Raw genomic sequence first — 24,558 nt, 5'->3', positions numbered from 1 at the left:
ATCACCCCCTTGGTGTTCATGCGGTTCCCTTGGCGCCACGCTCCCCCGTGCGCCGGAACGGTCAGTGGCCGACCGGCTTGCCCTCGAAAGTACGGTTGCCGACGCGGACCAGGATGTTCCCATCCGCAGTCGAGCCCTCGAAAAGACCCTGGATCGAGATGTAGCTGCCGACGGAAATAGTGCGAATCATGTCAAGCCTCCTCTGTGCCCTAAACAAAGTTAGTCATGAAATGGTTAAAAAATCGTTCGCAACTTGATCATCTACGACTTTTTTCAGCAACAATGCAATCGGATCACTCAAATTTGCGACACTATAGCCACATCTGCAGGGCCGGGATGAGGGGAATGTCTGCCGCAGGCATGGGGTAATCGCGAAAATCGCGTGCCCGGACCCAAGCCAGCTGCTGCCCTTCGCGCGGCTGGACGATTCCCTGCCAGCGGCGGCAGGCGAAGAGCGGCATCAGCAGGTGGAACGTGTCATAGGCGTGGCTGGCGAAGGTCAGCGGTGCCAGGCAGCTGTTCCAGGTCTGAATGCCCAGCTCCTCCTCCAGCTCGCGGATCAGGGCGGCCTCGGGGGTCTCTCCGGGTTCGACCTTACCGCCGGGGAATTCCCACAGGCCCGCCATGGACTTGCCCGGCGGGCGCTGTGCCAGAAGCACACGCCCGTCGGGATCGATCAGTGCCACCGCGGACACCAGGACGGTCTTCACGACCGGTAATCCGCGTTGATGTCGATATAGCCGTGCGTCAGATCGCAGGTCCAGACCGTCCGCGCCGCGTCTCCTAGGCCCAGATCGACGGCGATCCGCAGGTCCTGGTTGCGCATGTAGGCGCTGGCGGCGGCTTCGTCATAGTCGGGATCGCGCCAGCCGTCGCGGGCCACGACCATGTCCCCGAACGCGATGCGCAGGCGGTCACGGTCGGCGCGCGCGCCCGACTTGCCCACCGCGGCCACGATGCGGCCCCAGTTGGCGTCCTGTCCGGCGATGGCGGTCTTGACCAGCGGCGAATTGGCGATGGCCATGGCCACGCGATGCGCGTCCGCCGCATCCGCGGCGCCCGTCACGGCGATCTCGACGAATTTGGTGGCGCCCTCGCCGTCGCGGACGACCTGATGGGCCAGATCGCGCATGACGCCGAGCAGCGCGGTCACAAAGTCGCGCCCCGCATCGCTGTCCAGATCGGTTATGGGCGCGCATGCCCCCTGCCCCGTCGCGGCCAGGATCAGCGCGTCGGATGTGGAAGTGTCGCTGTCCACGGTGATCGCGTTGAAGGTCGCGTCCAGCCCGGAGGACAGCGCCTGCTGCAGCACGGCTGCGGGCACCGTGGCATCGGTGAACAGATAGACCAGCATCGTCGCCATGTCGGGCGCGATCATCCCAGAACCCTTGGCGATGCCCGCGATGCGGGTGCCGTCCGCCAGGGTCGTGGATGCGCCCTTGGGGAAGGTGTCGGTGGTCATGATCGCACGCGCAGCATCGGCGACCCCGCCCGCATCCAGATCACGTGCCAGATCGCCCACGATGGCCACAATCCGTTCGTGCGGCAGCGGCTCTCCGATCACGCCGGTCGACGAGGTGAAGACCCGCCCCTGCGGCAGGTCAAGGGCACCCGCCACGGCCGCGCAGACGGCATCGACCGACTGCTGGCCGCGCGCGCCGGTGAAGGCATTGGCGTTGCCGGAATTGATCAGGATCGCGGCGCCGTCGGGCGCATCGCCCCCCTGCGCCAGCTTGGCCTGGTTGTCCAGGATGCAGGCGGCGCGCGTGGACGACCGGGTAAAGGCCCCGGCCACAGTGCTGCCCGGCGCGATGCGGATCAGCGTGACGTCGCTGCGGCCCTGGTACTTGATGCCCGCGGCGGCGCTGGCGAAATCGACGCCCGCGATCACCGGCAGGTCAGGAAACCGCGCGGGTGCCAGAGGAGAGACGGGCAGACCCGCCTTTCCCATCACTCGGCCTCCAGCAGGTCGGTGGCGTTCAGCTGGGCGGGGTCCAGCCCTTCGGTCTTCTTGACGTCGGCGGCGGTCACCAGGCTCTGGATCTGGGCCTCGACCTTCTCGCGCAGGACCATCTGGCTGATCTGGTCACGGACCTCGGCCAGCGGGGGCGCCTCGCGCAGGCGGGTCTCGTTCAGCTTGATGACGTGCCAGCCGAATTCGGTCTCGACCGGGTCGCTGACCTGGCCCGGCTCCAGCGCCGCGACGGCCTCGGCAAAGGGCGGCACCATCTGGTCGGCGGCGAACCAGCCCAGATCACCCTTGTTGGGACCGGACGGCCCGGTCGAGTTCGCCTCGGCCACGGTGCCGAAATCGGCGCCGCCATCGACCTCGGCCTTCAGTTCGGCGGCCTTCTCCTGGCTGTCGACCAGGATATGGGCGGCATTGTATTCCGTCACGCTGCCCGCATCGGCGAACAGGCGGTCATAGCTGGCCTGCAGCTCCTCCTCGGTGGGCTCGGCCTGGGCGATCTGGCTGACCGCGGCCGAGGCCAGGGTGTTGCGGCGCTGCAGCTCCAGCTGGGCGCGCACGCCGGCGGTGTCCTCGGCGGATTCGGCCACGGCGGTCTGGCGGATCAGCTGGTCCAGCATCACGTCCCACAGCGCCTGGTCGGGCATCTCGGCCATGGCCGGGTCCTGGATCGACTGCTTCATGACGATCATCTGGCCCAGGGTGATCTCCTGGCCGTTCACGGTGGCGACCACCTGGTCGGCATCGGCGTCCTGCGCCAGGGCGGGGGCGGAAAGGGCGGCAAGCACGGCTGCGGCCAGCAAAGTCGATCGGGTCATGGGGATGGGTCCTTTCACGGCGCGCACCCCCGCGGGGGCCGGGCCAACATTGACAGTCAGGTGGGCTGCGCCTACATCCAAACCAACTCCGTGGAAGGCGCCGCCGCCGCGTTCGTTCAACGCCCCTGATACGGCAATGCGACCGGCGCGGGCAAGTGGGCCGCAGGTGACGTCCCTTCCCGACAACGTGATGGCGAAGGTAACATGATCGGTAATCTGGCGAAGATGGTCTTTGGCACGCCCAATGACCGCAAGGTCAAGGGCACGCGCGCGCTGGTCGCCCGCATCAACGCCCTTGAGGACAGCTTCAAGGCATTGTCCGATCAGGGGCTGGTCGACAAGACCGCCGAATTCAAGACCCGCGTGGCGGGCGGCGAATCGCTGGACGACATCCTGCCCGAGGCGTTCGCCAACTGCCGCGAGGGTGCGCGCCGCGCGCTTGGCCTGCGGGCCTTCAATGTGCAGCTGATGGGCGGGATCTTCCTGCATCAGGGCAACATCGCCGAGATGAAGACCGGCGAGGGCAAGACCCTGGTCGCCACCTTTCCCGCCTACCTGAACGCGCTGTCGGGCAAGGGCGTCCATGTCGTCACCGTCAACGACTATCTGGCGAAACGCGATGCCGAATGGATGTCCAAGGTCTATGCCCAGCTGGGCATGTCCTGCGGCGTGGTCGTGCCGTTCCAGCCCGAGGGCGAAAAGCGCGACGCCTATGCCTGCGACGTGACCTACGCCACCAACAACGAGCTGGGCTTCGACTATCTGCGCGACAACATGAAGGGCAGCGTGGCCGAGATGGTCCAGCGCGGTCACAACTTCGCCATCGTCGACGAGGTCGACAGCATCCTGATCGACGAGGCGCGCACGCCGCTGATCATCAGCGGCCCCAGCCAGGACCGGTCCGAGCTGTACCGCATCCTGGATGCCTATGTGCCCCTGCTGACCGAGGAGCATTACAAGCTGGACGAGAAGTCCCGCAATGCGACCTTCACCGAGGACGGCAACGAGTTCCTGGAGACGCGTCTGCAGGCCGACGGCGTCCTGCCCGAGGGACAGACCCTCTATGATCCGGAATCGACCACCATCGTCCACCATGCCAGCCAGGCCCTGCGCGCGCACAAGCTGTTCCTGAGGGACCAGCATTACATGGTGCGCGACGGCGAGGTGATGCTGATCGACGAGTTCACCGGCCGGATGATGAAGGGCCGCCGCCTGTCGGACGGCCTGCACCAGGCGATCGAGGCCAAGGAAGGCGTCGAGATCCAGCCCGAAAACGTGACCCTCGCCTCGGTCACCTTCCAGAACTATTTCCGCCTGTACCAGCGCCTGGCAGGCATGACCGGCACGGCATCGACCGAGGCCGAGGAATTCGCCGAGATCTACAAGCTGGGCGTGGTCGAGGTTCCGACCAATCGCGGCATCGCGCGGATCGACGACCATGACCGCGTGTATCGCACCGCGACCGAGAAGAACGCCGCCGTCGTCGAGGCGATCAAGGAGGCCCATGCCAAGGGCCAGCCGATCCTGGTCGGCACCACCAGCATCGAGAAGTCCGAGCTGCTGTCCGAGATGCTGAAGAAGGACGGCGTGCCCCACAACGTCCTGAACGCCCGCCAGCACGAGGCCGAGGCGCAGATCGTGGCCGATGCCGGCAAGCTGGGCGCGGTGACGATCGCCACCAACATGGCCGGTCGCGGCACCGACATCCAGCTGGGCGGCAATGTCGAGATGAAGGTGATGGAGGCCCTGAAGGCCGATCCCGACGCCCATCCCGACGAGCTGCGCGCCCGGATCGAGGCCGAGCATGCCGGAGAGAAGGAAAAGGTCCTGGCGGCGGGCGGGCTGTTCGTGCTGGGCACCGAACGCCACGAAAGCCGGCGGATCGACAACCAGCTGCGCGGCCGTTCGGGCCGCCAGGGCGACCCCGGACGGTCGCTGTTCTTCCTGTCGCTGGACGACGACCTGATGCGGATCTTCGGCTCCGAGCGTCTGGACAAGGTCCTGTCGACGCTTGGCATGAAGGAGGGAGAGGCGATCATCCACCCTTGGGTGAACAAGTCGCTGGAACGCGCACAGGCCAAGGTCGAGGGTCGCAACTTCGACATCCGCAAGCAGCTGCTGAAGTTCGACGACGTGATGAACGACCAGCGCAAGGCGATCTTCGGCCAGCGCCGCGAGATCATGGACAGCGAGGAGGTCGGAGAGATCACCGCCGACATGCGGCACCAGGTGATCGAGGACCTGATCGACGAGCACATGCCGCCCCGCAGCTATCCCGAGCAATGGGACACCGAGGGGCTGAAGAAATCGGTCCGCGAGCGGCTGAACCTGAACCTGCCGGTCGCGGATTGGGCGGCCGAGGACGGCGTGGACCATGACGTGATGCGCGAACGCATCACCGAGGCCAGCGACGCCTATATGGCGGACAAGGCCGCGGCCTTCGGCCCCGAGACCATGGTGCAGATCGAGAAGCAGGTCCTGTTGCAGCAGATCGACCAGAAATGGCGCGAGCACCTGATGACGCTGGATCACCTGCGTTCCGTCGTGGGCTTCCGCGGCTATGCGCAGCGCGACCCGTTGGCGGAATACAAGACCGAGGGTTTCCAGCTGTTCGAGACGCTGCTTGACGGCCTGCGCTTTGACGTGACGCAGCGGCTGGCGCAGATCCGTCCCCTGACGCAGGCCGAGCGCGACGAGATGGCGGCCCAGATGGCCCGCCAGCAGCAGCAGGTCCAGGAGGAGGCATCGGCGGAACCCGAGGCGGCAGCGCCCGCGCCCGCCGCGCCCGAGGCTCCTTCCGCGCCGCGCCCGGGCTTTGACGAGGCCGATCCGTCGACCTGGGGGATGCCTGCGCGCAACGATCCGTGCCCCTGCGGATCGGGCAAGAAGTTCAAGCACTGTCACGGCGCGATCTGAGCATCACGCGGGGCGCCGTTTGCGTCCCGCGATGGCGGTCGCGCCCGCCGGGTGGGGGCAAGCCCCACCGCGCCCGGGCGCGACGGGCCGCTGATGCGGCCCTAGCCCAACCGGGGGGGCATCGCCCAACCGCGCAGCAGGTCGGCAGGGGTCATCGTCCGCTTGCCCGCACGTTGTGCCAGTGTGATGCGCACCGCCCCGGAGCCGCAGACGATGGTGAAATCGGGCAGGACCGTTCCGGGGTCGCCCTGTCCCGGGACGACGGTGCTCGCCAGCAGCTTCACGCGTTCGTCCCCGATCATGCACCACGCCCCCGGAAAGGGTGACAGCCCGCGGATCTGGAGGTCCACCTGTTCGGCAGGCAGGGTCCAGTCGATACGCGCCTCGGTCTTGTCGATCTTGGCGGCGTAGGTCACGCCATCCTGCGCCTGAGGCACGGCAGGCAGCGGCAGGCGGTCCAGCACGTCGCAGATCAGGTCCGCCCCCATCGCCGACAGGCGGTCATGCAGGCTGGCAGTTGTGTCATCCGCGGTGATGGGCGTGCGGGTCAGGGCCAGCACCGGGCCGGTATCCAGCCCCGCCTCCATCTGCATGATCGCGACGCCGGTTTCCGCATCCCCCGCTAGGATCGCGCGGTGGATAGGCGCCGCCCCTCGCCAGCGCGGCAGGATCGAGGCATGGATGTTCAGGCAGCCAAGGCGCGGCGCATCCAGCACCGGCTGCGGCAGGATCATGCCATAGGCCACGACCACCGCCACATCCGCGTCCAGCGCCGCGAAGTCGGCCTGGTCCTGGGGGTCGCGCAGGCGGGCCGGGGTGCGGACCGGGATCCCCAGGTCCTGCGCCGCCAAGGCCACCGGAGAGGGGCGCGGCTTTTGCCCACGCCCGGCCGCGCGGGGCGGTTGGGAATAGACCGCCACCACGTCGTGGCGCGCGGCGATGGCCCGCAGGGCGGGGACCGAGAAATCGGGCGTTCCCATGAAGATCACGCGCATCGGGCAAGCCTCCGGTTGGTGCCTGCCCTCAATGCCCGCGCGGCGGACGGGCTTCAAGCCCCTGAGGCAAGCCCCCAATCGGTGACGGCGTCCTGCATCCGGCGCAGCCGCAGGAGCGTCGAGCCTTCGTCCAGTGCCACGTCGCCACACAGAATCGGTTGCCCTGCCGCGACGTCGCGGCGCAGCGTCCGCCCGGCGGCCAGGTAGTACGGCACCGGCACATCGTCCGCGACCGCCCGCGCGGGCGTCATGCGGCCCGAGACATGGGCGATGCTGTGATGATGCCCCTCGGCCCGCAGGACGGTGCCGACGGGCAGGTCGGCATCGGCGAAGGCGGTCAGGTCCACGACCGGGCGCGGGGCGCGCGCGCCGGAGGAGACGCCGTGCAGGGCGGCCTCGAACACCGTGGTCGCGGCCTCCAGCCCCAGCAGGTGGCGCGGCAGGCCGATCATCGCGGTGCGCCCGTCGCGGGACACGACATGGCCCTTGTCGCGCAGCATGTCCCACGTCGCGGCGTCGTCGCAGGCCACGGTGACGAAGACGCCGCCCGCGAAGCTGACCTCGCCGGCCAAGCGCAGGCAGTGGAACACGTCCAGCCGCCCCTGCCCCGACAGAAGCCCGCCCTGGTCGGTCATCAGGTCCGCGACCTCGGGGATGCGGGCGATGGGGGCGTGCAGGTCCGCACGGTCCGGCATCAGCCCCAGGGCATTGGCGACCAGCGTCAGCTCGCACAGGTCCGGCACGGCGCGCTGTGGCAGCGCGCGCAGGGCGTGCGCCCGGCCCGCGGCCACATCGGCCCAAGGCCGATCCGCCGGGTCCATCCAGTCGGCCAGCCCCGGCGCGGCTACAGCCGTGCCATTGCTGATCACCTGCCCCGTATCGGGATCGAAGACGAAATCGTATTCGCTGGACTTGCCCGCCGCGACGATCCGCAGGCCGATGACCTGCGCCCAGGTCGCAAGCCCGATCAGCAGGCTTGGCTGATCGCCGTCCACCGGCGCCACGACCACGCCCCTATCGCGGGCCATGCGCGACAGGATCGGGCCGATGACGCTGTCGGTCTCCTTGGTGACCATGACGACGTGATGTCCCGCCGCAATGGCCATCTCAGCATGGCGGGCGCCGGCCTCGGGGTCGCCGGTGGCCTCCAGTACGACGTCCAGCGGGAGGGCGGCGACCGCGGCCAGATCGCCGGCGGCGATAAAATGACCCGCATCCCATGCCGCCCGCGCGGCCGCCGCGTCGGTGCAGGAAACGATCCGCGCCACGTCCACGCCGACAGATGCCAGCGCCGCCACTGCCGTCTCTGCATCGCGGTCCACCGCCACCCGGCAGGCCAGCCCGTCCACATGGCGCGCCTGCGCCAGATAGCTGCGCCCGAACCCGCCGGTGCCGATGATCGCGGTCTGGACGGTGCGCCCGTGGCGCGCGGCAAAGTGACCGATCAGGTTCATGCGACCACCTTGCGGTTGCGGCGCAGGCTGAGCGCCAGGCCAAGCGTCTTGGGCAGGATCAGCAGCGCCAGCGCCACGATCATGATCCCTGTCACCAACGGGTTGGCAAAGAAGATGCCAAGCGATCCGTCCGACAGCAGCATCGACTGGTGGAACGCGTTCTCGGCCTTGTGGCCCAGGACCATGGCAAGAATCATCGGCGCCAGCGGATAGTCCAGCTTGGTGAACATGAAGCCCACGAAACCGAAGATCAGCACCAGCCACAGATCGAACGTCGCCCCGGACACCGTGTAGGCACCGACGAAGCAGATCGCGACGATCATCGGCCCGATGATGGTGAAGGGGATGCGCAGCAGCGCCGCGAACATCGGCACGGTGGCCAGGACCAGGATCACGCCCAGCAGGTTCGACACGTACATGCTGGCGATCAGGCCCCAGACGAAATCGGGCTGGGTCGCGAACAGCATTGGCCCCGGCGTCAGGCCCCAGATCATCAGCCCACCCATCATCACCGCCGCAGTGGCCGATGACGGCACGCCCAGGGCCAGCATCGGCAGCATCGCGCAGGTGCCCGCGCTGTGATCCGCCGTTTCCGGCGCGACGATGCCCTCGGGGCGTCCCGACCCGAAGGCCGCGCCCTTGCGCGAGGTCTGGCGCGCCACGCCATAGGACATGAAGCTGGCCGCCGTCGGCCCGCCCGGCGTGATGCCCATCCAGATGCCAATCAGGCCCGACCGCAGGGTCGTGGCCCAGTACTTGGGCAGCTCGGCCAGGGTCTTGAGCACATCGCGCAGGTCGATCCTAGAGGACACGCCGCGGAACCGCAGCCCCTCCTGCACAGTGGCCAGCAGCTCCCCGATGCCGAAGAGGCCGATCACCACCACCAGGAAGCTGATCCCGCCCAGCAGGTCCGAGAACCCGTAGGTCAGGCGGATGGACCCGGTCACGCTGTCCATGCCCACGGATGTCAGGATCAGGCCGGTCGTCAGCGACACCAGCGTCTTCATCGGGGCGGCGCTGCCCATGCCGATGAAGGCCGCGAAGGCCAGGAAATAGACCGCGAAATATTCTGGCGCACCGAAGCGCAGCGCGAATTGCGACGCCCAGCCCGCCAGCAGGGTGATGACCAGAATACCCATCAGCGCGCCCACCCCCGCCGACACGAAGGCCAGCGTCAGCGCGCGCGTCGATTCGCCGTTGCGCGCCATCGGATAGCCGTCGAAGGTGGTGGCGACCGATGACGGTTCCCCCGGAATGTTGAACAGGATCGACGTGGTGGACCCGCCGAACAGCGCCCCCCAATACATCGATGTCAGCAGGATGATGGCCGATGTCGGGTCCAGCGCGAAGGTCAGCGGGATCAGCAGCGACACCCCGTTGGGCGCCCCCAGCCCGGGCAACACCCCCACGACCAGTCCCATCAGGACGCCCGCGACCATCAGCATCAGGTGCATCGGGGTGATGGCCACGGAAAACCCGTGCATCAGCAGATCGAAATTGCCCATTGTCGCGGCCCCTTAATAGATGCCCAGAAGCGGCTCCAGCGGCCCCTTCAACAGCGGAATCTGAAAGATCGTCTCGAAGATCAGGTACAGGCTGACGGCGAAACCCGCGCCGATGGCCAAGCCTTTCCACAGGCGGAACCCGCCCTGCCGCCAGGCGGTCAGCCCGATGTAGAAGGTCGCCGCGACATAGAAGCCGACCGTCAGCATGCCGATGACGAAGGCCGTCATCGCCCCCAGGAAGGTCGCGATGCGGATCAGGTTCTGGCGCGGCAGGAACGGCTCCTCCGGGTCATCCAGGGGGTCGGGGGGCGTGCGCTGAGCCTTGCGGTGCGCGACCAGCGCGCCGGCCAGGTTCCACAGGCTGCCCGCGATCAGAACGATCGCCACCCAGAAGGGGAAATAGCCAGGTTGAGGGCCATGATCGCTCCATCCGGTGCCCAGTTCGGCGGCGCCGATGATGGCCGCCACGCCCAATGCGCCGGTGGTGATTGCCGTGCCGATCTCGGCATGAAAACGTCTGACGGTCATGACCCTCCCTTTCCCCATTGGCAAAAGGGGCACCCGGATGATCCCGGATGCCCCGATGCGCTTACTGCGCGGCGGCGGTGACCCAGCCCTCGGCCTCGAAGACGGTCACGGTCGCAGCCTCGTTCTCCTCGATGAAGGCGGTCAGCTCGTCCCCGGTCAGCACCGCCGCGGTCTGCGAGGTCTTGGCAAGGTAGTCCTGCCATTCCTCGGTCTCGGCCACGCGGGTCAGGGCGTCCTGGTAAAAGGCCACCACCTCGGGGTCCGTGCCCGCGGGCAGCCAGACGGTGCGTGGCATCTGGTACCGCTCGATCTCCAGCCCCTGCTCGGCGCAGGTGGGGATGTCGTGCCAGCCCATGTCGCCGCTGACCGGCTCGGATTCCGCCATCCGCTGCGGAGAGAACACGCACAGCGGACGGATCGCGCCCGCCTGCCACTGGCCGATGTTCTCGTTCGGGTTGTTGACGTTCGCGGCGATATGGCCGCCGGCCAGCTGCACGCCGACCTCTCCGCCGCCATTGAAGGGGACGTACTTGAAATCGGCGCCGGTGGTCTGTTCGATCAGCGCGACCAGCGTCTCGTCGGTGTCCTTGGACTGGCTGCCGCCAAAGACAATGGTGCCGGGTTCGGCCTTGGCTGCCTCGATCAGCTCCATCGACGTCTGCCAGGGGGCGTCGGCCTTGACCCAGATCAGGAACTCGTCCAGCGCCAGCGCTGCGACGGGGTGCAGGTCCTCGGCCGAATAGGCCAGCTGGGCCACATGGGGCAGCAGATAGACGTTGTTCGTCCCGAAGATCAGCTTGTGCGGATCGGCGGCGTTCTGGCGGGCGTACAGAAACGCCTCGGCCCCCGAACCGCCACCCTTGTTCAGCACGACCATGTTCTGGTCCAGGATGTCGTTGCGCGTCAGCGCGGCCTGGATGGTGCGGGCGAAATTGTCGGTCCCGCCGCCAGCCCCGGATGCCACGACGAATTCCACCGGGCGTTCGGGGGTCCATTCCGCCAGCGCCGGGACGGTGGCTGCCAGCAGGGCGGTGCCTGCGATCAATGCGGTTTTGATGGTCATTCTCTCTCCTCCCAAAGATGATGCGACCCGCTTGCGGCGGGAAGAAGACCGGGCGCCTATTCGGCGACCAGCAATGTCGGGGCGACTTCCGCCTGCGCCCAGCCCGCGGGCAGCGCGCGCGGCGCGCGGGCAGGGTTCAGCGCGGCCAGGTCGCGGCCAAGGCGCGCGGCGGTCAGCGTCGCGCCAAGATCGGCGCGCCCCTGCCCCGCGATGTCGAAGGCCGTACCATGCGCGGGCGTCACGATCGGAAAGCCGTAACCCGCGATCAGCGTCACGCCACGGTCAAAGCCCATCAGCTTCATCGCGATCTGGCCCTGGTCGTGATACATGGTCAGCACCGCGTCGAATTCGCCGCGAATGGCGCGCACGAAGACGGTGTCGGACGGGATCGGCCCCTTGGCGTCGATGCCCATGGCCACGGCCTGCGCCACGGCGGGGGCCAGGATTTCGTCATCCTCGTGGCCGAAATTGCCGCCGTCGCCCGCATGGGGGTTCAGCGCGGCGACGCCGATCCGCGCGCCGGGCTTGCCCGCACCGGCCATCACCTCGGCCGTCAGGCGCAGGCTGTCCAGGATGCGTTCGGTGGTCAGCGTCTCGGCAACCTTGCGCAGGGGGATGTGGCTGGTCACGCGGGCGTTCCAGACCTCCTCCAGGACGTTGAACTCGCGCCCGCTGCGATCGGCGTTCAGCACCGCGTCGATGAAGCCGATCTCGTCGACATAGCTGGGCCGCGCCAGCCGCATCGAATGCTTGTTGAAGGGCGTGAACATCGCCGCATCCGCGATCCCCGCCCCTGCCAGCTGCAGCACGCAGCCGAAATTCTGCAGGCTGGCCGCGCCGGCATGGGCGCTGGACTGGCCCAGGGTCATGCCGTCCACCGCGCAATTTTCCAGATCCAGCAGCACATGGCCCGGCGCCATGTCGGGGCCGACCTGATCGGCGCCGATCCGCGGCAGGTCCAGCGTGACGCCCGCATGGCGCGCGCCCATCTCCAGCACCCGCGCATCGCCCACGACGATCACGTCCAGGGCCTTCATGTCGTCATGGGCCAGCAGTTTCGCCGCCAGTTCCGGGCCGACGCCCCCGGCATCCCCCAAGGCCAAAGCAATGCGCATATGTCTCTCCGTCTGGAATGATGGTTCGTGGGCGGCGCGTCGGTCGCGCCGCCCGAATTCAGCGGGCCAGCGCCACGGCCACGACCCGCGCGCAAAGCGCAAGCGAGATCGCGCCCGCATCGGGATGCCCGATGCTGCGTTCCGCCAGCGGGCGTGCCCGGCCAAGGCGCGGCGTCAGGTCGGCGGTGGCTTCAGCGGCGGCGGTCGCCGCGCTTGCTGCGGCCTCCCAGGCGGTGGCCAGCGCGGCACCTTGGGCAACCTGCCCCTGCAGCGTGTCGACGAAGGGCGCAAAGGCATCGACCAGCGTCTTGTCGCCGGGCCGAGCGCCGCCCAGGCGGGTCACTGCGTCGATCCCCGCCCGCGCCCCTGCGGCCACGCGGGCCGCATCGGGCACATCCGTATCGCCCAGCGCCTGCCCCCAGGCACGCAGGGCCACGCCCCACAGCGCACCCGACGTGCCGCCCGCGCGATCCGCCCAGGCGTCGCCCGCCAGCGACAGGACGGTGCCCGCGCCCGCGCCCTGCGCCGCCGCATCGCGTGCCGCAACGGCGGCTGCCGCAGACCCGCGCGCCATGCCCTGGCCGTGATCGCCGTCGCCCGCGATGGCGTCGATGCGGCCCAATTCTGCCTCTGCCTCGGCCAGCGCCTGGGCCAACCGCGCCACCATGTCGGCCACGCAGCCGGCCTGCGCCGCACTGGCGGGTTCTCCGCGCGGAACCGCTGCGATGGCTGCCCCTTCGCGGGCCACCTGACGCGCGCCCTGGGCGGCCACGGTCCCCTTGCGGAAGGCGGGTGCATCAGCAGGCGCACGCCACAGATCGGCCAGCGCATCGTCCAGCCACAGGATCGACAGAGAGCACCCCTCCATGTCCAGGCTGGTCACGAACTCTCCGACCTCGGGGTCGATGATGGTCAGGCCAGCGTCGGTCATCAGCCCGGTTAGGTGATGCCACAGGACGAACAGTTCCTCGTATTTCGTGCGGCCAAGGCCGTTCAGGACCACGGCCACGCGGCCGTCATGGCCGTGGGGCCGTTCCGCCAGCAGCGGCTTCAGCAGCATCCGGGCCAGATCGGCGGCGGGCAGAACGGCCTGCTCGGCGATCCCCGGCTCTCCGTGGATGCCCAGGCCAAGGGCGACCTGCCCCTCGGGCACGGTGAACAGGGGTGCCGCCTGTCCCGGCAGGGTGCAGCCGTCGAAGGCCAGCCCGAAGGACACGGTCCGCGCATTGGCGCGTCCGGCCAGATCCATCACCGCGTCCAGCTCCAGGCCCGCCTCGGCCGCGGCACCGGCGATCTTGAAGACCAGCAGGTCGCCCGCCACGCCCCGCCTGCGCGCCGCGTCGGTTGCGGGCGCGCTGGCCACGTCATCGGTCACGGCCAGGATGCGCGCATCGATCCCTTCGGCGCGCAGACGTTCGGCGGCAGCGCCAAAGTTCAGCACGTCGCCCGCATAGTTCCCAAAGCCCAGGATCACGCCTCCGCCCAGGTCCGCCGCCCGCGCCACCCCGGCCACTGCACTGGTCGAGGGTGAGGCGAACACGTCCCCCGCCACCGCCCCGTCGGCCAGGCCCGGACCGACATAGCCCAGGAACGCCGGATAATGCCCCGACCCTCCGCCCACGACCAAGGCCACCTTGCCCGGCGCCCCCGCATGGGCGCGCAGGGCGCCATGCGGGATGGGAATGACCCGGTCGGCATGCGCGGCGCAGAACCCCGCCAGCGCGGTCGCGGCGAAATCCTCGGGGCGGTCCACGATCTTGGTCATGGCAGGGTCCTTCTCTGCGCCAGGATGCGGCGGATGTAGTCGCGGTTCTCGGCGCAGACCCCAAGTCCGTCGCCGCCGTAATGCTCGACCAGGAAGGGGCTGGAAAAGCCCAGGTCCAGCGCGGTGTTGATCGCCGCGCGCCAGTTGATGGTGCCGCCCATCATGGGCGCGGGATGGGACAGGATGACCCCCGACGGGTCGGTCATCCGGTAGTAGTTCTTGACGTGCCAGTAGCCCGCGAAGGGCGCGCACAGCGCGATCATCTCCGCCCAGGGCTGCACGGGCCGATGCAGGCGGATCAGGTTGCCGATATCGATGTTCAGCCGGACCGACGGGAGGTCCACGTCGGTGACGAAGGCGACCGCGTCGGAGGCGGTGCCCAGATAGGTGTCCTCGTACATCTCCAGCGCGACGTGGATGCCGCGATCGGCGGCGTGGCGGCCCAGGTCGCGGATGCGGGCGACGGCCAGGGCGCGGGTGGCGGGATCGTCGGGGTTCGTCACCCCCGGCTCGGTCCAGAACCACAGGGCGGCGCGCTGCGCGTCGCTCAGCGGGCCGAACAGGCCAAAGCTGACATGCCCCGCGCCAAGATCGGCGGCGCAGTCGATGACATGATGGCAATAGGCCAGATGGTCGTCACCCTGCACCGGGTCGATCACGCTGCGCCGTGAGGTCGAGATGGCCGGAACGGTCAGTCCCAGGTCACGGCAGATCGCCACGAACCGCGCCCGTCCAGCATCGTCCAGATCGGCCAGCCGCAGCCAGCTGTCTGTCGGATCGACCGCGTCGAACCCCGCCGCCGCGACCTGCCCCAGATCGCGCGCCCAGGCGGCCGGCCCGGCATCCTGGACGGGTGCGAACGGGATCATCGCACAGGCGATGGGCCAGTCCTGCGGCGTCCAACGCATGGTGTTCCCCGACATCGATCCCCCTCCCGAATCACGTCCCGGGTTCTTGCTAGCACGGCCTCGAAAGCGTATCAATAATTCTGTATACAGCACACAGAAGGCAATATTGACTTGCCACCCCCGCCGTCATAGCCAGAGAGAGACGCGCCAACGGAGACGCCGGTGACCGACATGTCAGACACAGACGCCCGCATCGAACGCCTGCCCCTGCTGGACGCGATCCTGTCGCGGCTGCGCGACATGATCATCGAGGGGCAGCTGCCACCCGGCACCCGCCTGAACGAGGGCCAGATCGGCCAGCAGTTGGGCGTGTCCCGCACGCCGCTGCGCGAGGCGATCAAGTACCTGGCATCCGAGGGGCTGGTCGAACTGGTCCCGGCACGGGGCGCGGTGGTCAAGCAGTTCGGCGCGCGCGAGGTCCGCGACATGCTGGAGGTGATCCGCATCTTGGAGCAGCAGGCCGGGATCATCGCCTGCGCGCAGGCGACGGATGCGGGCATCGCGGGGGTGCGGACGCTGCATGACAGGATGCTCGATTGCTATGCCCGGCGCGACCGCATGGCCTATTACAAGCTGAACCAGGCGATCCATACCGCCATCGTGGCACTTGCCGACAACGGTGCCCTGTCCGAGGTGCATGCCCGCCTGCAGACCCGGTTGAAGCGCGTCCGCTTCATCGGGCACGAAGGTGCGGAAAAATGGGCCAGCGCGGTCGCCGAGCACGAACGGATGATCGCGGCGCTGGAGGCGCGGGATGCGGACGGACTGTCGGACATCCTGGGCCGCCACCTGACCCTGGCGTGGGAGCGGGTGCGCGACGACCTGCCTGCGCAGACATGAAAAAAACCCGCGCAGGGCGAACCTGCGCGGGGGGACTGTCAAAAGATCTTACCAGGAAAATCGTCGCTGCTCATCTGGTTCAGGCAGAAATCCTCGATGACCAGCTGGTTGGGGCCGAAATTCAGCACGACGTCGGACCCGCTCTGCACGGCGGCGCCGCGGATCTGGGCATAGCTGTCGACATTGGGCAGGGCGCGCAGGTCGATGTCGTCGTCGCCGTTCTCGAAGTCGGTGATCCGGTCGCGCCCGCCGTTGAAGACGAACACGTCCGCCCCCTCGCCGCCGGTCATCGTGTCGTTGCCCAGCCCGCCGTTCAGCGTGTCGTTGCCCTCTCCGGCGATCAGGCGGTCGGCGCCGAAGCCCGCGATCATCCGGTCGTCGCCCTCGGCCCCGGTCAGGATGTCGTTGCCCGCCCCCGACGCCATGCGGTCGTTTCCGTCACCGCCGTCCAGCGTGTCGCGCCCGGCGCCGGCGTACAGGATGTCGTCGCCATCGCCGCCCCAGACGCGGTTGTTGCCGTGGCCGGCGGCGACGATGTCATTGCCCTCGCCCGCGGCGATCACGTCGCTGCCCGCGCCCGCCCAGATGCGATCGTTCCCCGAGCCGCCGGACACGCGGTTCGCGCCCTCGCCGGCCCAGATGCGGTCGTTGCCCTCGCCTCCGTCGATCGTGTCGTTGCCGCGAAAGCCATAGAGCGCGTCGTCGCCCGACCGGCCATAGATCAGGTCGGCCACGTTGGTGCCGGTCAGGCGGTTGTCGTCGTCATTCCCGAACAGTCGTGCCATGGGGTGCATCCTTCTGAAAATCCCGGCGCCGCGGCGATCTTGCGACGGGGCGCGACGCCGGTCCCCGCTGCACGGACGGCCTTTTGGGCCATTCGACAGCAGAACGGAACGACGGGTCGTTCTATTCCATAACGACGAAAAAAATCAGCGGCGGTGCAGCTTGGCCGACCGCGCGACCAGCATCTTGCGGCGCAGGGGGGTCAGGTGATCGACGAACATCCGCCCGGCCAGGTGGTCGATCTGATGCTGGACGCTGGTGGCCCACAGGCCGACGAAATCGCGGTCCTCCTCGACGCCGTCCTGGTTGAGGAACCGCACCGTGACCGCCCGAGGGCGGCTGATCGGGGCCGAGACGCCGGGCAGGTTGGGGCTGGCCTCCTCGTGCTCGCGCAGCTTGACGCTGGCATGCAGGATCCGGGGGTTGGCCATGCGGACCACCTGTCCGCGCGGCCCCGAGGCATCGACGACGGCCAGCGCCATCATGATGCCGATCTGGGGCGCGGCCAGGCCCACGCCGGGCATCGCCTCCATGGTATCCACCATGTCGTCCCAGATCATGCGGACGGATTCGGTGATCTCTGCCACCAGCGCGGCGGCGCGATGCAGGCGGGGGTCGTCATAGGGCAGGAACGCGCGCGCGGCCATGGTCAGTCCTTCACGATCAACAGGCCGTCCAGGTGATCGACCTCGTGTTGGGCGATGCGGGCGGCGGGACCCTGCATGTCGCGCACCTGATAGCGGCCGTCCAGATCATACCAGCCGATTCCGATGGCGGCGGGCCGCGTGACCTCGACAGGGCGGCCGGGGATGGACAGGCACCCTTCAGTCGCGGTCTCGGTCTGCGGCGACCGGACCAGGATCTCGGGGTCGATCAGGACCAGAGGATCGGGCGCGCCGTCCTTCCAGCCGGCATCCATGACGAAGATCCGGCGCAGCACGCCGATCTGCGGGGCGGCCAGGCCGCGGCCCTGGGCGTGATACATGGTGGCCAGCATGTCGGCGGCCAACACGCGCAGTTCGGGGCCGGTCATGTAGCCGGCGGGTTCCGCGCGCAGACGCAGGCGGGGGTCGGGCCACAGGACGATGTCGCGCAGGGTGCCGCGGCCAAGATCCCCCGGCAGGTCGGGGCGCATCCAGCCGCTGGCACCCGTGCGATCAGGCACGGGCCAGGTCCCGCTTCAGCTTGACCATCTTGCGGGTGATCATCTGCCGCTTGATGGCGGAGAGGTGATCGATGAACAGCACGCCGTCCAGGTGGTCCAGCTCGTGCTGGGCGCAGGTGGCCCACAGCTCGTCGAACTCGCGTTCATGGGTCTTGCCGTCCAGCCCCAGCCAGCGCATGCGGATCTGCGCGGGGCGCGTGACCTCTCCGTACTGGTCGGGGATGGACAGGCAGCCCTCCTCATAGGTGTTGGGCGTGTCCGACGCCCAGGTCACCTCGGGGTTGACCAGCACCAGGGGCGCGCGCGGCGCCTCGGGGTCGCGGTTGGCATCCATGGTGAAGACGCGCAGGCCCACGCCGATCTGCGGCGCGGCCAGGCCGATGCCGGGCGCCTCGTACATGGTGGCCAGCATGTCCGCGGCCAGGGTCTCGATCTCGGGCGTGATGCGGGCGACGGGCTGGGCCACCTTCTTCAGGCGCGGATCGGGATGGATCAGGATGGGTCTCAGGCTCATGTCCCGGATTTAGGGCAAGCCTTCACCATAAGCAACAACCCCGCTAGGCTGGGATGACGCAGCCCCCAGGAGCCCCCATGACCCATCCCGACTTCGACCGCATCATCGACCGGCGCGGCACGCATTGCAGCAAATGGGACGACATGCAGGCGGCCTATGGCGTGGCCCCCGATGACGGGCTGGCCATGTGGGTGGCCGACATGGACTTCGCGCCCCCCGCCTGCGTGCAGGCCGTGGTGGACCGCGCCGCCGCGCATGGCATCTATGGCTATCCCGGCGCGAACGCGCCCTATCTGGCCGCGATCGGCTGGTGGATGGAGCACCGCCACGGCTGGCCGATCCGGCCCGAATGGGTGCTGACCTGCGCGGGTCTGGTCAATGCGGTGGCGATGGCGCTGCAGGCCTATACGCAGCCGGGCGACGGGGTGGTGGTGATGGCACCGGTCTATCACGCCTTCGGCCGGGTCGTCCGCGCGGGCGGGCGCGACCTGGTCGAGCTGCCCTTGGCCGAACGGGACGGCCAATACGTGATGGATTGGGACGCGTGGGAGGGGATGCTGACCGGGCGCGAGCGCCTGCTGATCCTGTGTTCGCCGCACAATCCCGGCGGCCGCGTCTGGTCCGAAGCCGAACTGCGCCAGGTCGCCGATTTCTGCGACCGCCACGACCTGATCCTGATCTCGGACGACATCCATGCCGACCTGGTCCTGCCGGGCGGCCCCCGTCACCGGATGATGGCGACCGTGGCACCCGACATCCTGCCGCGCCTGGTGACGCTGACCGCCGCCACCAAGACCTTCAACATCGCGGGCGCCCATATCGGCAACGCGATCATCCCCGACCCCGACCTGCGGGCGCGGTTCCAGGGCGCGCTGGCCGCCGCGGGGATCTCTCCGGCGATGCTGGGCCAGGACATGGTCGCGGCCGCCTATTCGCCCGAGGGCGCGACCTGGGTCGATGCGCTGGTCGATTACCTGGACGGCAACCGGCGGATCTTTGATCAGGCGGTGAACGCGATCCCCGGCCTGCGGTCGATGCCCCTGCAGGCAACCTATCTGTCCTGGGTCGATTTCCGCGACACCGGCATGACCGACGCGGAGATCACGCGCCGCATCCAGGACGACGCCCGGATCGCGGCCAATCACGGCGCGACCTTCGGGCTGGGTGGCGACGGGTTCATGCGCTTCAACATCGCGACGCCGCGGGCGCGGGTGATCGAGGCGGCGGACCGGCTGCGCGCGGCCTTCGCCGACCTGCAGTGACGCGGGCGCGGTGCCCGGCCCCGCGGGTGCCGGCCGCCGCGCCCGCGTTGCAACCCGTCCCGCACCGACCTATATAGCGCCAAACCCGAACCCCAAAGGCATGCCGCATGGTCTATCTGGATTTCGAAAAACCGCTCGCCGACATCGAGGGCAAGGCCGAGGAACTTCGCGCCATGGCCCGCAAGGGCGACGGCACCCTCGACGTCGAGAAGGAGGCCGCGGCGCTGGACCGCAAATCGTCGGACCTGCTGCGCGACCTCTACAAGACCCTGGACCCCTGGCGGAAGACGCAGGTCGCCCGCCATCCCGACCGCCCGCATTGCAGCGACTATATCCAAGCGCTGTTCACCGAATACACGCCTCTGGCGGGCGACCGCGCCTTTGGCGACGACCATGCGGTGATGGGCGGCCTGGCGCGTTTCAACGACGCGCCCTGCGTGGTGATCGGCCATGAGAAGGGCAACGACACCAAGTCGCGCATCCACCACAATTTCGGCATGGCCCGCCCCGAGGGGTACCGCAAGGCGATCCGCCTGATGGACATGGCGCACCGTTTCGGCCTGCCCGTGATCACGCTGGTGGACACGCCCGGCGCCTATCCCGGCAAGGGCGCCGAGGAGCGTGGACAAAGCGAGGCGATCGCACGCTGCACCATGAAATGCCTTGAGATCGGCGTGCCGCTGGTCAGCGTCATCATCGGCGAGGGCGGGTCCGGCGGGGCCGTGGCCTTTGCCACCGCGAACCGCATCGCCATGCTGGAGCATTCGATCTATTCGGTCATCTCTCCGGAAGGCTGCGCGTCGATCCTGTGGAAGGACGCCGAAAAGATGCGCGACGCGGCCGAGGCGCTGCGCCTGACCGCGCAGGACCTGAAGAAGCTGGCAGTGATCGACCGCATCATCGCCGAACCCCTGGGCGGGGCGCAGCGCGCACCCGATGAGGCCATCGCCGCCGTGGGGGCCGAGATCACCGCCATGCTGGCCGAGATGTCGGACATGAAACCCGACCAGCTGATCAAGGACCGCCGCGCCAAGTTCCTGGCGATGGGCTCCAAGGGGCTTGCGGCCTGACGCACACGATACTGTGACCGACCTGCAACAGCCGTCCCGTCTTGGGGCGGCTGTCGCGTTTTGCCGTCTTGCGCGAAATGCAAGGCTGGGCCAGCCTGCACTCCTGCCCGCAACGCATGCGCGAAAGGAGGGGCTCATGACATCATATGCCAATGCCCCCGCCCTGACCCGCACCGGTTCGATGCGTACCTTGTCGTCGCGACAAGGCGCCTGACCGCCGCAAGGCAGACCCCGCTGACATCATGACCTGACACGACCGCGATCCGCGGGCCTGTCCGCATGGCGTCATCCCTTCCCTGAACCCCATCGACCGCACAAGGCACCGCCCTGTCCGGTCCCCCTATCCGGAGACTGACGATGATTGCCGATCTTCATCCGCAAAGCGCCCGCCTGCGTCCCGCGATGCACCGCCTGATCGCCCGACACGGCGCGACGGCGGTCTTATGGGCCGCGATCCGCGCGGCGCTGCTGCCACGGCGCAGGCGGCCGCGGCCGCCCGATCCGTACCTGATGTCCCCGCACATGCGGCGCGACATCGGGCTGCCACCGCAGGGGCCACATGTCCCGCGCTACTACGACCTGAGGTGAGAGCGGTTCCGGGCGGCGTCATCCGCGTCGCCCGATTCCGGCAAGACCAGCCCGGCCTCGGCCATCAGGCGATCGGAATGGGTCTCGATCTCGGCCCGCAGGCGGGGCAGGAAACCCTCCGCCGGGATGGCGGGATCGATGGGCGGCAGGAACTCGACCACCGCGCGGCCGGGGCGGATGCCCCACCCGCTGCGCGGCCAGAACATGCCGGTGTTCACCGCGACGGGCACGACCGGCAGGCCGGTCCCCTCGCGGATCGTGGCCACGCCCTGCTTGTAGGGCTTGCGCTGGCCCGGCAGGGTGCGCGTACCCTCGGGATAGATGATCAGCTGGCCCAGCCCCTCGGCCGACAGGCGCTGGTTGATGGTGCTGCTGATCGCGGCCATCGCGTCGCGCCCGCGCGACCGGTCGATGGGGATGCAGCCGGTCTTCCACGCGTACCAGCCCATGACCGGGACGCGCATCACCTCGCGCTTCATGATGAAGGCGCGGCGGGGGACGGCATGGGCGATGACCATGATGTCCCAGAACGACTGGTGCTTGGCCGCGACGATGCAGTCATGGGTCGGCGGCGTGCCGCGGATCTCGCAGGTCAGGCGCAGGTGGATGCGCGCGGCCCAGACCATGTAGGCGATCCAGCGCGTGGCGATGCGGTTCGCGCCTGCCCGCCCGTGGCGCAGCGCAGGCAGACCGAACAGGCCGATGATCAAAGTGGCGCAGGCGACGTGGGCATAGAACAACACGTTCTGGACGTACTGCCAGGGGGTCAGCGCGCCGGGACGCGCGCCGTCGGTCATCGCACGGCCTCCAGCATCTTCAGCGCCGCCCACCGCGTGGCGACGAAGCCCACACCGGCCGCGATCAGCGGGATGGTCAGCGGCATCAGCCAGTCGGCGCCCTGAAAGCCCAGCCCGGTCAGGAACCCGCCCGCGGCGCTGGCATCGGGCAGGATGGCGATCGCGCCCATGCCCAGCACGGTGCCGACGGCGGACCCCATCGCGGCGCGCCGGGTGAACCGGCGCACGAAGGCCGTGGCGATGGTCAGGTCGCGCGCGCCGATCAGGCGCAGAACGCGGATCACCTGGACGTTCGCGGCCAGCGCGGCCTTGGCCGCCAGCGTGATCATCGCGGCCGAGGCGGCCCCGATCAGCATTAGCGACACGATGCCCAGCATCCGCAGCCGGTTCGCGGCCGAGACCAGCGGCCGGCGCCATTCGGTGTGATCATCCAGCACCGCGCCCGGCACCTCGGCCTCAAGGCGCAGGCGCAGGCCCTCGGCATCGAACTCGCCCTCGACGGGCAGGTCGATCAGCGCGGGCACGGGCAGCGCGTCCACGGGCATGTCCGGCCCGAACCACGGCTCCAGCAGCTGGGCCAGCTTGTCCTCGGGCAACAGCCGCGGTGTGCCCGCGCCCGGCGTGGTCTGCAGGATCGACAGCGCCGATTGCACCAGCGCGTCCTGTTCCGCCACCGGCGCGCTGACGCGGACCGTCACGCTGCCGGCCAGTTCGGAGGACCAGCGGTCGGCCAGCCGCCCCGTCGCCAGCGCCAGCGCCAACGCGAACACCGCCAGGAACGCCATGGCGCCTGCGGAAAACAGCGTCAGCTGCGCCGTGAACCCGGTCGGCGGCACGATGCGGTCGCCGGCGCCGTCCTTGTCACCCGTCAGGCCCTGCCACAGGCTTCCGATATTCAGCCGTCCCATCAGAGATCCGCCCCCGCCAGATGCAGGCTGCCGCCGGTGATCCGCAGGACGCGCGCCGTCACCTGCGCCTTGGTGGCGCGGATCAGGTTCAGGTCATGGGTCGCCACCAGGACGGTCTTGCCCGACTTGTTCAGCTCGATCAGCAATTGCATCAGCCGCATGGACATGTCCCAGTCCAGGTTGCCCGTGGGTTCATCCGCCAGCACCAGGTCCGGCGACAGGATCACCGCGCGGGCCAGCGCCGCCCGCTGGCGCTCGCCGCCCGACAGCGACGGTGGCAGGGCGCGGGCGTGCTGAGACAGCTGGACCCAGCCCAGAAGATCGCGCAGCGCGTCCATGTCCACCTCCTCTCCGGCGATGGAGAGGGGCAGCGCGATGTTCTCTGCCAGGGGCAGATGGTCCAGGAACTGCGGGTCCTGGTGGACCACGCCCACGCGGCGGCGCAGATCGGCGATGCCGTCGCGCGACAGCCCGCGCATGTCCTGGCCAAAGGCCGTCATCTGGCCCGAACTGGGCAGAAGATCCGCAAAGCACAGCCGCAGCAGCGTGGTCTTGCCCGACCCGGACGGTCCGGTCAGGAAATGGAACATGCCCGGCTGCAGGGTCAGCGTCATGCCCGACAACAGCTCGTCCTGGCCCTGATAGCCGAAGCCGACATCCCGCATCTCGATCAAGCGCCACCTCTTTTCCGCTGCGACCCGTCTGGTGCGGGCCCTTGGCGCCCGGCGCGACTTGGAAGCCGGACCCGCGCTTGATAGAACAGCCGCACGATGAATGCGAGGGTGGCATGGCTGAATTCAAGTTGATCTGTCCGGGTTGCCGCGCCGAATATGCGCTGCCCCCCGACGCCATTCCCCAGGGCGGCCGCGAGGTCGAATGCCCCGCCTGCGGCCATGTCTGGCAGGCCCATCCCCCGGCCGCCGGGGGACGACTGGATCTGGGCCGCTTCTTCAGCAGGCGCCCCGACCAGGACGAGACGCCCCGACCCCTGCCGCCGGCCCGCGCGCGCCTGTCCCCGGACGTGCTGGACATGCTGAAAAGCGAGGTCGATCACGAACGCCGCATGCGCGACGCCGAACAGCCGGACGACCCGCGCCCCGGCGCCGAGGAGATCGACTGGCCCGCGACCACCGTGACGCTGCCCCCAATGCCCGCGGCCCTGCCCCCGCCGTCCCCGGCCATCGCAGCGCCGAACCCCGCGATTCCGGATGCGCCCCGCGCCCAGGTCCCCCGTGGCCCTGACGCCCGTGACGCCCGTGACGCCCGTGACGCCCGTGACGCCCGTGACGCCCGTGACGCCCGTGAACCGGAACGGCGCCAGCCGGACCTGCGCCAGCCAGAATTGCGCCAGCAGGCCGAAACCACGGTGCATCGCCGTGCTACGGCCACGCCCATCCGGGTGATGCGCCGGGGCCGCGGCTTCGGCGCGGGCATGACGATGGCCCTGCTGGCGGCCGCGGCGGTGCTGGCGGTCTATCTGCTGGCCCCGGTGGCCGAGACGCGCGGCTGGCCGTTGTCGGGGACGCTGGCTGCGGCGCGCGACGGGCTGGACGCACTGCGGCAATGGCTGGCGACCCGCGTCGGCGGCTGAGCCG

Annotated in this window: 25 protein-coding genes; 6 read left to right on the top strand and 19 right to left on the bottom strand. The window is 69.0% G+C overall.

The window, feature by feature from the left end:
• Window positions 1-61 precede the first annotated feature (61 nt).
• The 4 genes from SY26_RS22025 to SY26_RS07305 all read right to left on the bottom strand — a co-directional run bounded on the left by SY26_RS22025 (window position 62) and on the right by SY26_RS07305 (window position 2,787).
• Window positions 62-190, bottom strand: coding sequence for a hypothetical protein (locus SY26_RS22025; protein WP_045981737.1), 129 nt, complete (start codon window positions 188-190; stop codon window positions 62-64).
• Window positions 191-311: 121 nt separating this feature from the next.
• Complete coding sequence (locus SY26_RS07315; protein WP_045999957.1) at window positions 312-710, bottom strand: (deoxy)nucleoside triphosphate pyrophosphohydrolase; 399 nt, start codon at window positions 708-710, stop codon at window positions 312-314.
• A complete protein-coding gene (argJ, locus tag SY26_RS07310) occupies window positions 707-1,951 on the bottom strand; it encodes a bifunctional glutamate N-acetyltransferase/amino-acid acetyltransferase ArgJ (protein ID WP_045999956.1) in 1,245 nt (414 codons plus the stop codon). Before argJ ends, SY26_RS07315 begins: the two co-directional genes overlap by 4 nt.
• Window positions 1,951-2,787 (bottom strand): peptidylprolyl isomerase, encoded by an 837-nt coding sequence (locus SY26_RS07305; RefSeq protein ID WP_045981740.1) that lies wholly within the window; start codon window positions 2,785-2,787, stop codon window positions 1,951-1,953. The genes argJ and SY26_RS07305 overlap by 1 nt, the downstream gene beginning before the upstream one ends.
• A 204-nt stretch (window positions 2,788-2,991) precedes the next feature.
• Between SY26_RS07305 and secA the strand changes: the two genes are divergently transcribed.
• Window positions 2,992-5,703: a preprotein translocase subunit SecA gene (secA, locus tag SY26_RS07300; protein WP_045999955.1), complete on the top strand. Its 2,712-nt coding sequence runs from the start codon at window positions 2,992-2,994 to the stop codon at window positions 5,701-5,703.
• Window positions 5,704-5,804: 101 nt separating this feature from the next.
• On the opposite strand, the gene fmt is transcribed toward secA, so the two are convergent.
• From fmt to SY26_RS07260, 8 genes are all read right to left on the bottom strand, one after another.
• Window positions 5,805-6,698, bottom strand: a complete 894-nt coding sequence (fmt, locus tag SY26_RS07295) for a methionyl-tRNA formyltransferase (RefSeq protein ID WP_045999954.1) — start codon at window positions 6,696-6,698, stop codon at window positions 5,805-5,807.
• A 53-nt stretch (window positions 6,699-6,751) separates the two neighbouring features.
• Complete coding sequence (locus SY26_RS07290) at window positions 6,752-8,152, bottom strand: SAF domain-containing protein (protein ID WP_045999953.1); 1,401 nt, start codon at window positions 8,150-8,152, stop codon at window positions 6,752-6,754.
• Window positions 8,149-9,657 (bottom strand): tripartite tricarboxylate transporter permease, encoded by a 1,509-nt coding sequence (locus tag SY26_RS07285; RefSeq protein WP_045999952.1) that lies wholly within the window; start codon window positions 9,655-9,657, stop codon window positions 8,149-8,151. The genes SY26_RS07290 and SY26_RS07285 overlap by 4 nt, the downstream gene beginning before the upstream one ends.
• A gap of 12 nt (window positions 9,658-9,669) precedes the next feature.
• Window positions 9,670-10,185, bottom strand: coding sequence for a tripartite tricarboxylate transporter TctB family protein (locus SY26_RS07280; protein ID WP_045999951.1), 516 nt, complete (start codon window positions 10,183-10,185; stop codon window positions 9,670-9,672).
• Between the two features lie 61 nt (window positions 10,186-10,246).
• Window positions 10,247-11,248, bottom strand: a complete 1,002-nt coding sequence (locus SY26_RS07275) for a tripartite tricarboxylate transporter substrate binding protein (RefSeq protein WP_045999950.1) — start codon at window positions 11,246-11,248, stop codon at window positions 10,247-10,249.
• 56 nt (window positions 11,249-11,304) lie between these two features.
• A complete protein-coding gene (locus SY26_RS07270) occupies window positions 11,305-12,363 on the bottom strand; it encodes a 4-hydroxythreonine-4-phosphate dehydrogenase PdxA (RefSeq protein WP_045999949.1) in 1,059 nt (352 codons plus the stop codon).
• Window positions 12,364-12,421: 58 nt separating this feature from the next.
• Complete coding sequence (locus SY26_RS07265; RefSeq protein ID WP_045999948.1) at window positions 12,422-14,128, bottom strand: dihydroxyacetone kinase family protein; 1,707 nt, start codon at window positions 14,126-14,128, stop codon at window positions 12,422-12,424.
• Window positions 14,125-15,036, bottom strand: coding sequence for a sugar phosphate isomerase/epimerase (locus tag SY26_RS07260; RefSeq protein WP_232303295.1), 912 nt, complete (start codon window positions 15,034-15,036; stop codon window positions 14,125-14,127). The genes SY26_RS07265 and SY26_RS07260 overlap by 4 nt, the downstream gene beginning before the upstream one ends.
• Before the next feature lie 171 nt (window positions 15,037-15,207).
• Between SY26_RS07260 and SY26_RS07255 the strand changes: the two genes are divergently transcribed.
• On the top strand, window positions 15,208-15,876 hold the full coding sequence (locus SY26_RS07255; RefSeq protein WP_046000318.1) for a GntR family transcriptional regulator: 669 nt from the start codon (window positions 15,208-15,210) through the stop codon (window positions 15,874-15,876).
• Window positions 15,877-15,914: 38 nt separating this feature from the next.
• On the opposite strand, the gene SY26_RS07250 is transcribed toward SY26_RS07255, so the two are convergent.
• The 4 genes from SY26_RS07250 to def (SY26_RS07235) form a co-directional block, all read right to left on the bottom strand.
• Window positions 15,915-16,661 (bottom strand): calcium-binding protein, encoded by a 747-nt coding sequence (locus SY26_RS07250; protein WP_045999946.1) that lies wholly within the window; start codon window positions 16,659-16,661, stop codon window positions 15,915-15,917.
• A gap of 144 nt (window positions 16,662-16,805) precedes the next feature.
• Window positions 16,806-17,306, bottom strand: a complete 501-nt coding sequence (def, locus tag SY26_RS07245) for a peptide deformylase (protein ID WP_045999945.1) — start codon at window positions 17,304-17,306, stop codon at window positions 16,806-16,808.
• A 2-nt stretch (window positions 17,307-17,308) separates the two neighbouring features.
• A complete protein-coding gene (def, locus tag SY26_RS07240) occupies window positions 17,309-17,824 on the bottom strand; it encodes a peptide deformylase (protein ID WP_148911443.1) in 516 nt (171 codons plus the stop codon).
• Window positions 17,817-18,338, bottom strand: coding sequence for a peptide deformylase (gene def / locus SY26_RS07235; protein ID WP_045999944.1), 522 nt, complete (start codon window positions 18,336-18,338; stop codon window positions 17,817-17,819). Before def (SY26_RS07235) ends, def (SY26_RS07240) begins: the two co-directional genes overlap by 8 nt.
• Window positions 18,339-18,415: 77 nt before the next feature.
• Between def (SY26_RS07235) and SY26_RS07230 the strand changes: the two genes are divergently transcribed.
• The 3 genes from SY26_RS07230 (at window position 18,416) to SY26_RS07220 (ending at window position 21,258) form a co-directional block, all read left to right on the top strand.
• On the top strand, window positions 18,416-19,600 hold the full coding sequence (locus SY26_RS07230; protein WP_045999943.1) for a MalY/PatB family protein: 1,185 nt from the start codon (window positions 18,416-18,418) through the stop codon (window positions 19,598-19,600).
• 107 nt (window positions 19,601-19,707) lie between these two features.
• Window positions 19,708-20,670 (top strand): acetyl-CoA carboxylase carboxyltransferase subunit alpha, encoded by a 963-nt coding sequence (locus tag SY26_RS07225; protein ID WP_045982486.1) that lies wholly within the window; start codon window positions 19,708-19,710, stop codon window positions 20,668-20,670.
• A 357-nt stretch (window positions 20,671-21,027) separates the two neighbouring features.
• The gene (locus SY26_RS07220; protein WP_045999942.1) at window positions 21,028-21,258 is read left to right on the top strand and encodes a hypothetical protein; all 231 of its coding nucleotides are present in this window, start codon (window positions 21,028-21,030) and stop codon (window positions 21,256-21,258) included.
• Here SY26_RS07220 and SY26_RS07215 read toward each other — a convergent pair.
• The 3 genes from SY26_RS07215 to SY26_RS07205 are packed head-to-tail and all read right to left on the bottom strand — an operon-like array spanning window position 21,243 to window position 23,637.
• Window positions 21,243-22,055, bottom strand: coding sequence for a 1-acyl-sn-glycerol-3-phosphate acyltransferase (locus SY26_RS07215; RefSeq protein WP_045999941.1), 813 nt, complete (start codon window positions 22,053-22,055; stop codon window positions 21,243-21,245). The genes SY26_RS07220 and SY26_RS07215 overlap by 16 nt on opposite strands.
• Window positions 22,052-22,963 carry an ABC transporter permease gene (locus SY26_RS07210; protein WP_045999940.1) on the bottom strand — a complete coding sequence of 304 codons (912 nt, stop codon included), beginning with the start codon at window positions 22,961-22,963 and terminating at the stop codon, window positions 22,052-22,054. The genes SY26_RS07215 and SY26_RS07210 overlap by 4 nt, the downstream gene beginning before the upstream one ends.
• Window positions 22,963-23,637, bottom strand: a complete 675-nt coding sequence (locus SY26_RS07205; protein WP_045982482.1) for a cell division ATP-binding protein FtsE — start codon at window positions 23,635-23,637, stop codon at window positions 22,963-22,965. Before SY26_RS07205 ends, SY26_RS07210 begins: the two co-directional genes overlap by 1 nt.
• Window positions 23,638-23,750: 113 nt before the next feature.
• On the opposite strand from SY26_RS07205, the gene SY26_RS19880 reads away from it, so the two are divergent.
• Window positions 23,751-24,554 carry a zinc-ribbon domain-containing protein gene (locus tag SY26_RS19880; protein ID WP_052715187.1) on the top strand — a complete coding sequence of 268 codons (804 nt, stop codon included), beginning with the start codon at window positions 23,751-23,753 and terminating at the stop codon, window positions 24,552-24,554.
• Window positions 24,555-24,558: the final 4 nt, after the last annotated feature.

Origin of the sequence: Paracoccus sp. 228 (assembly GCF_000967825.1) — a bacterium.
GTDB lineage: Bacteria > Pseudomonadota > Alphaproteobacteria > Rhodobacterales > Rhodobacteraceae > Paracoccus > Paracoccus marcusii.
The sequence above is the reverse complement of the archived record's forward strand: the minus strand, read 5'-3'. Positions and strand labels throughout refer to the sequence as shown.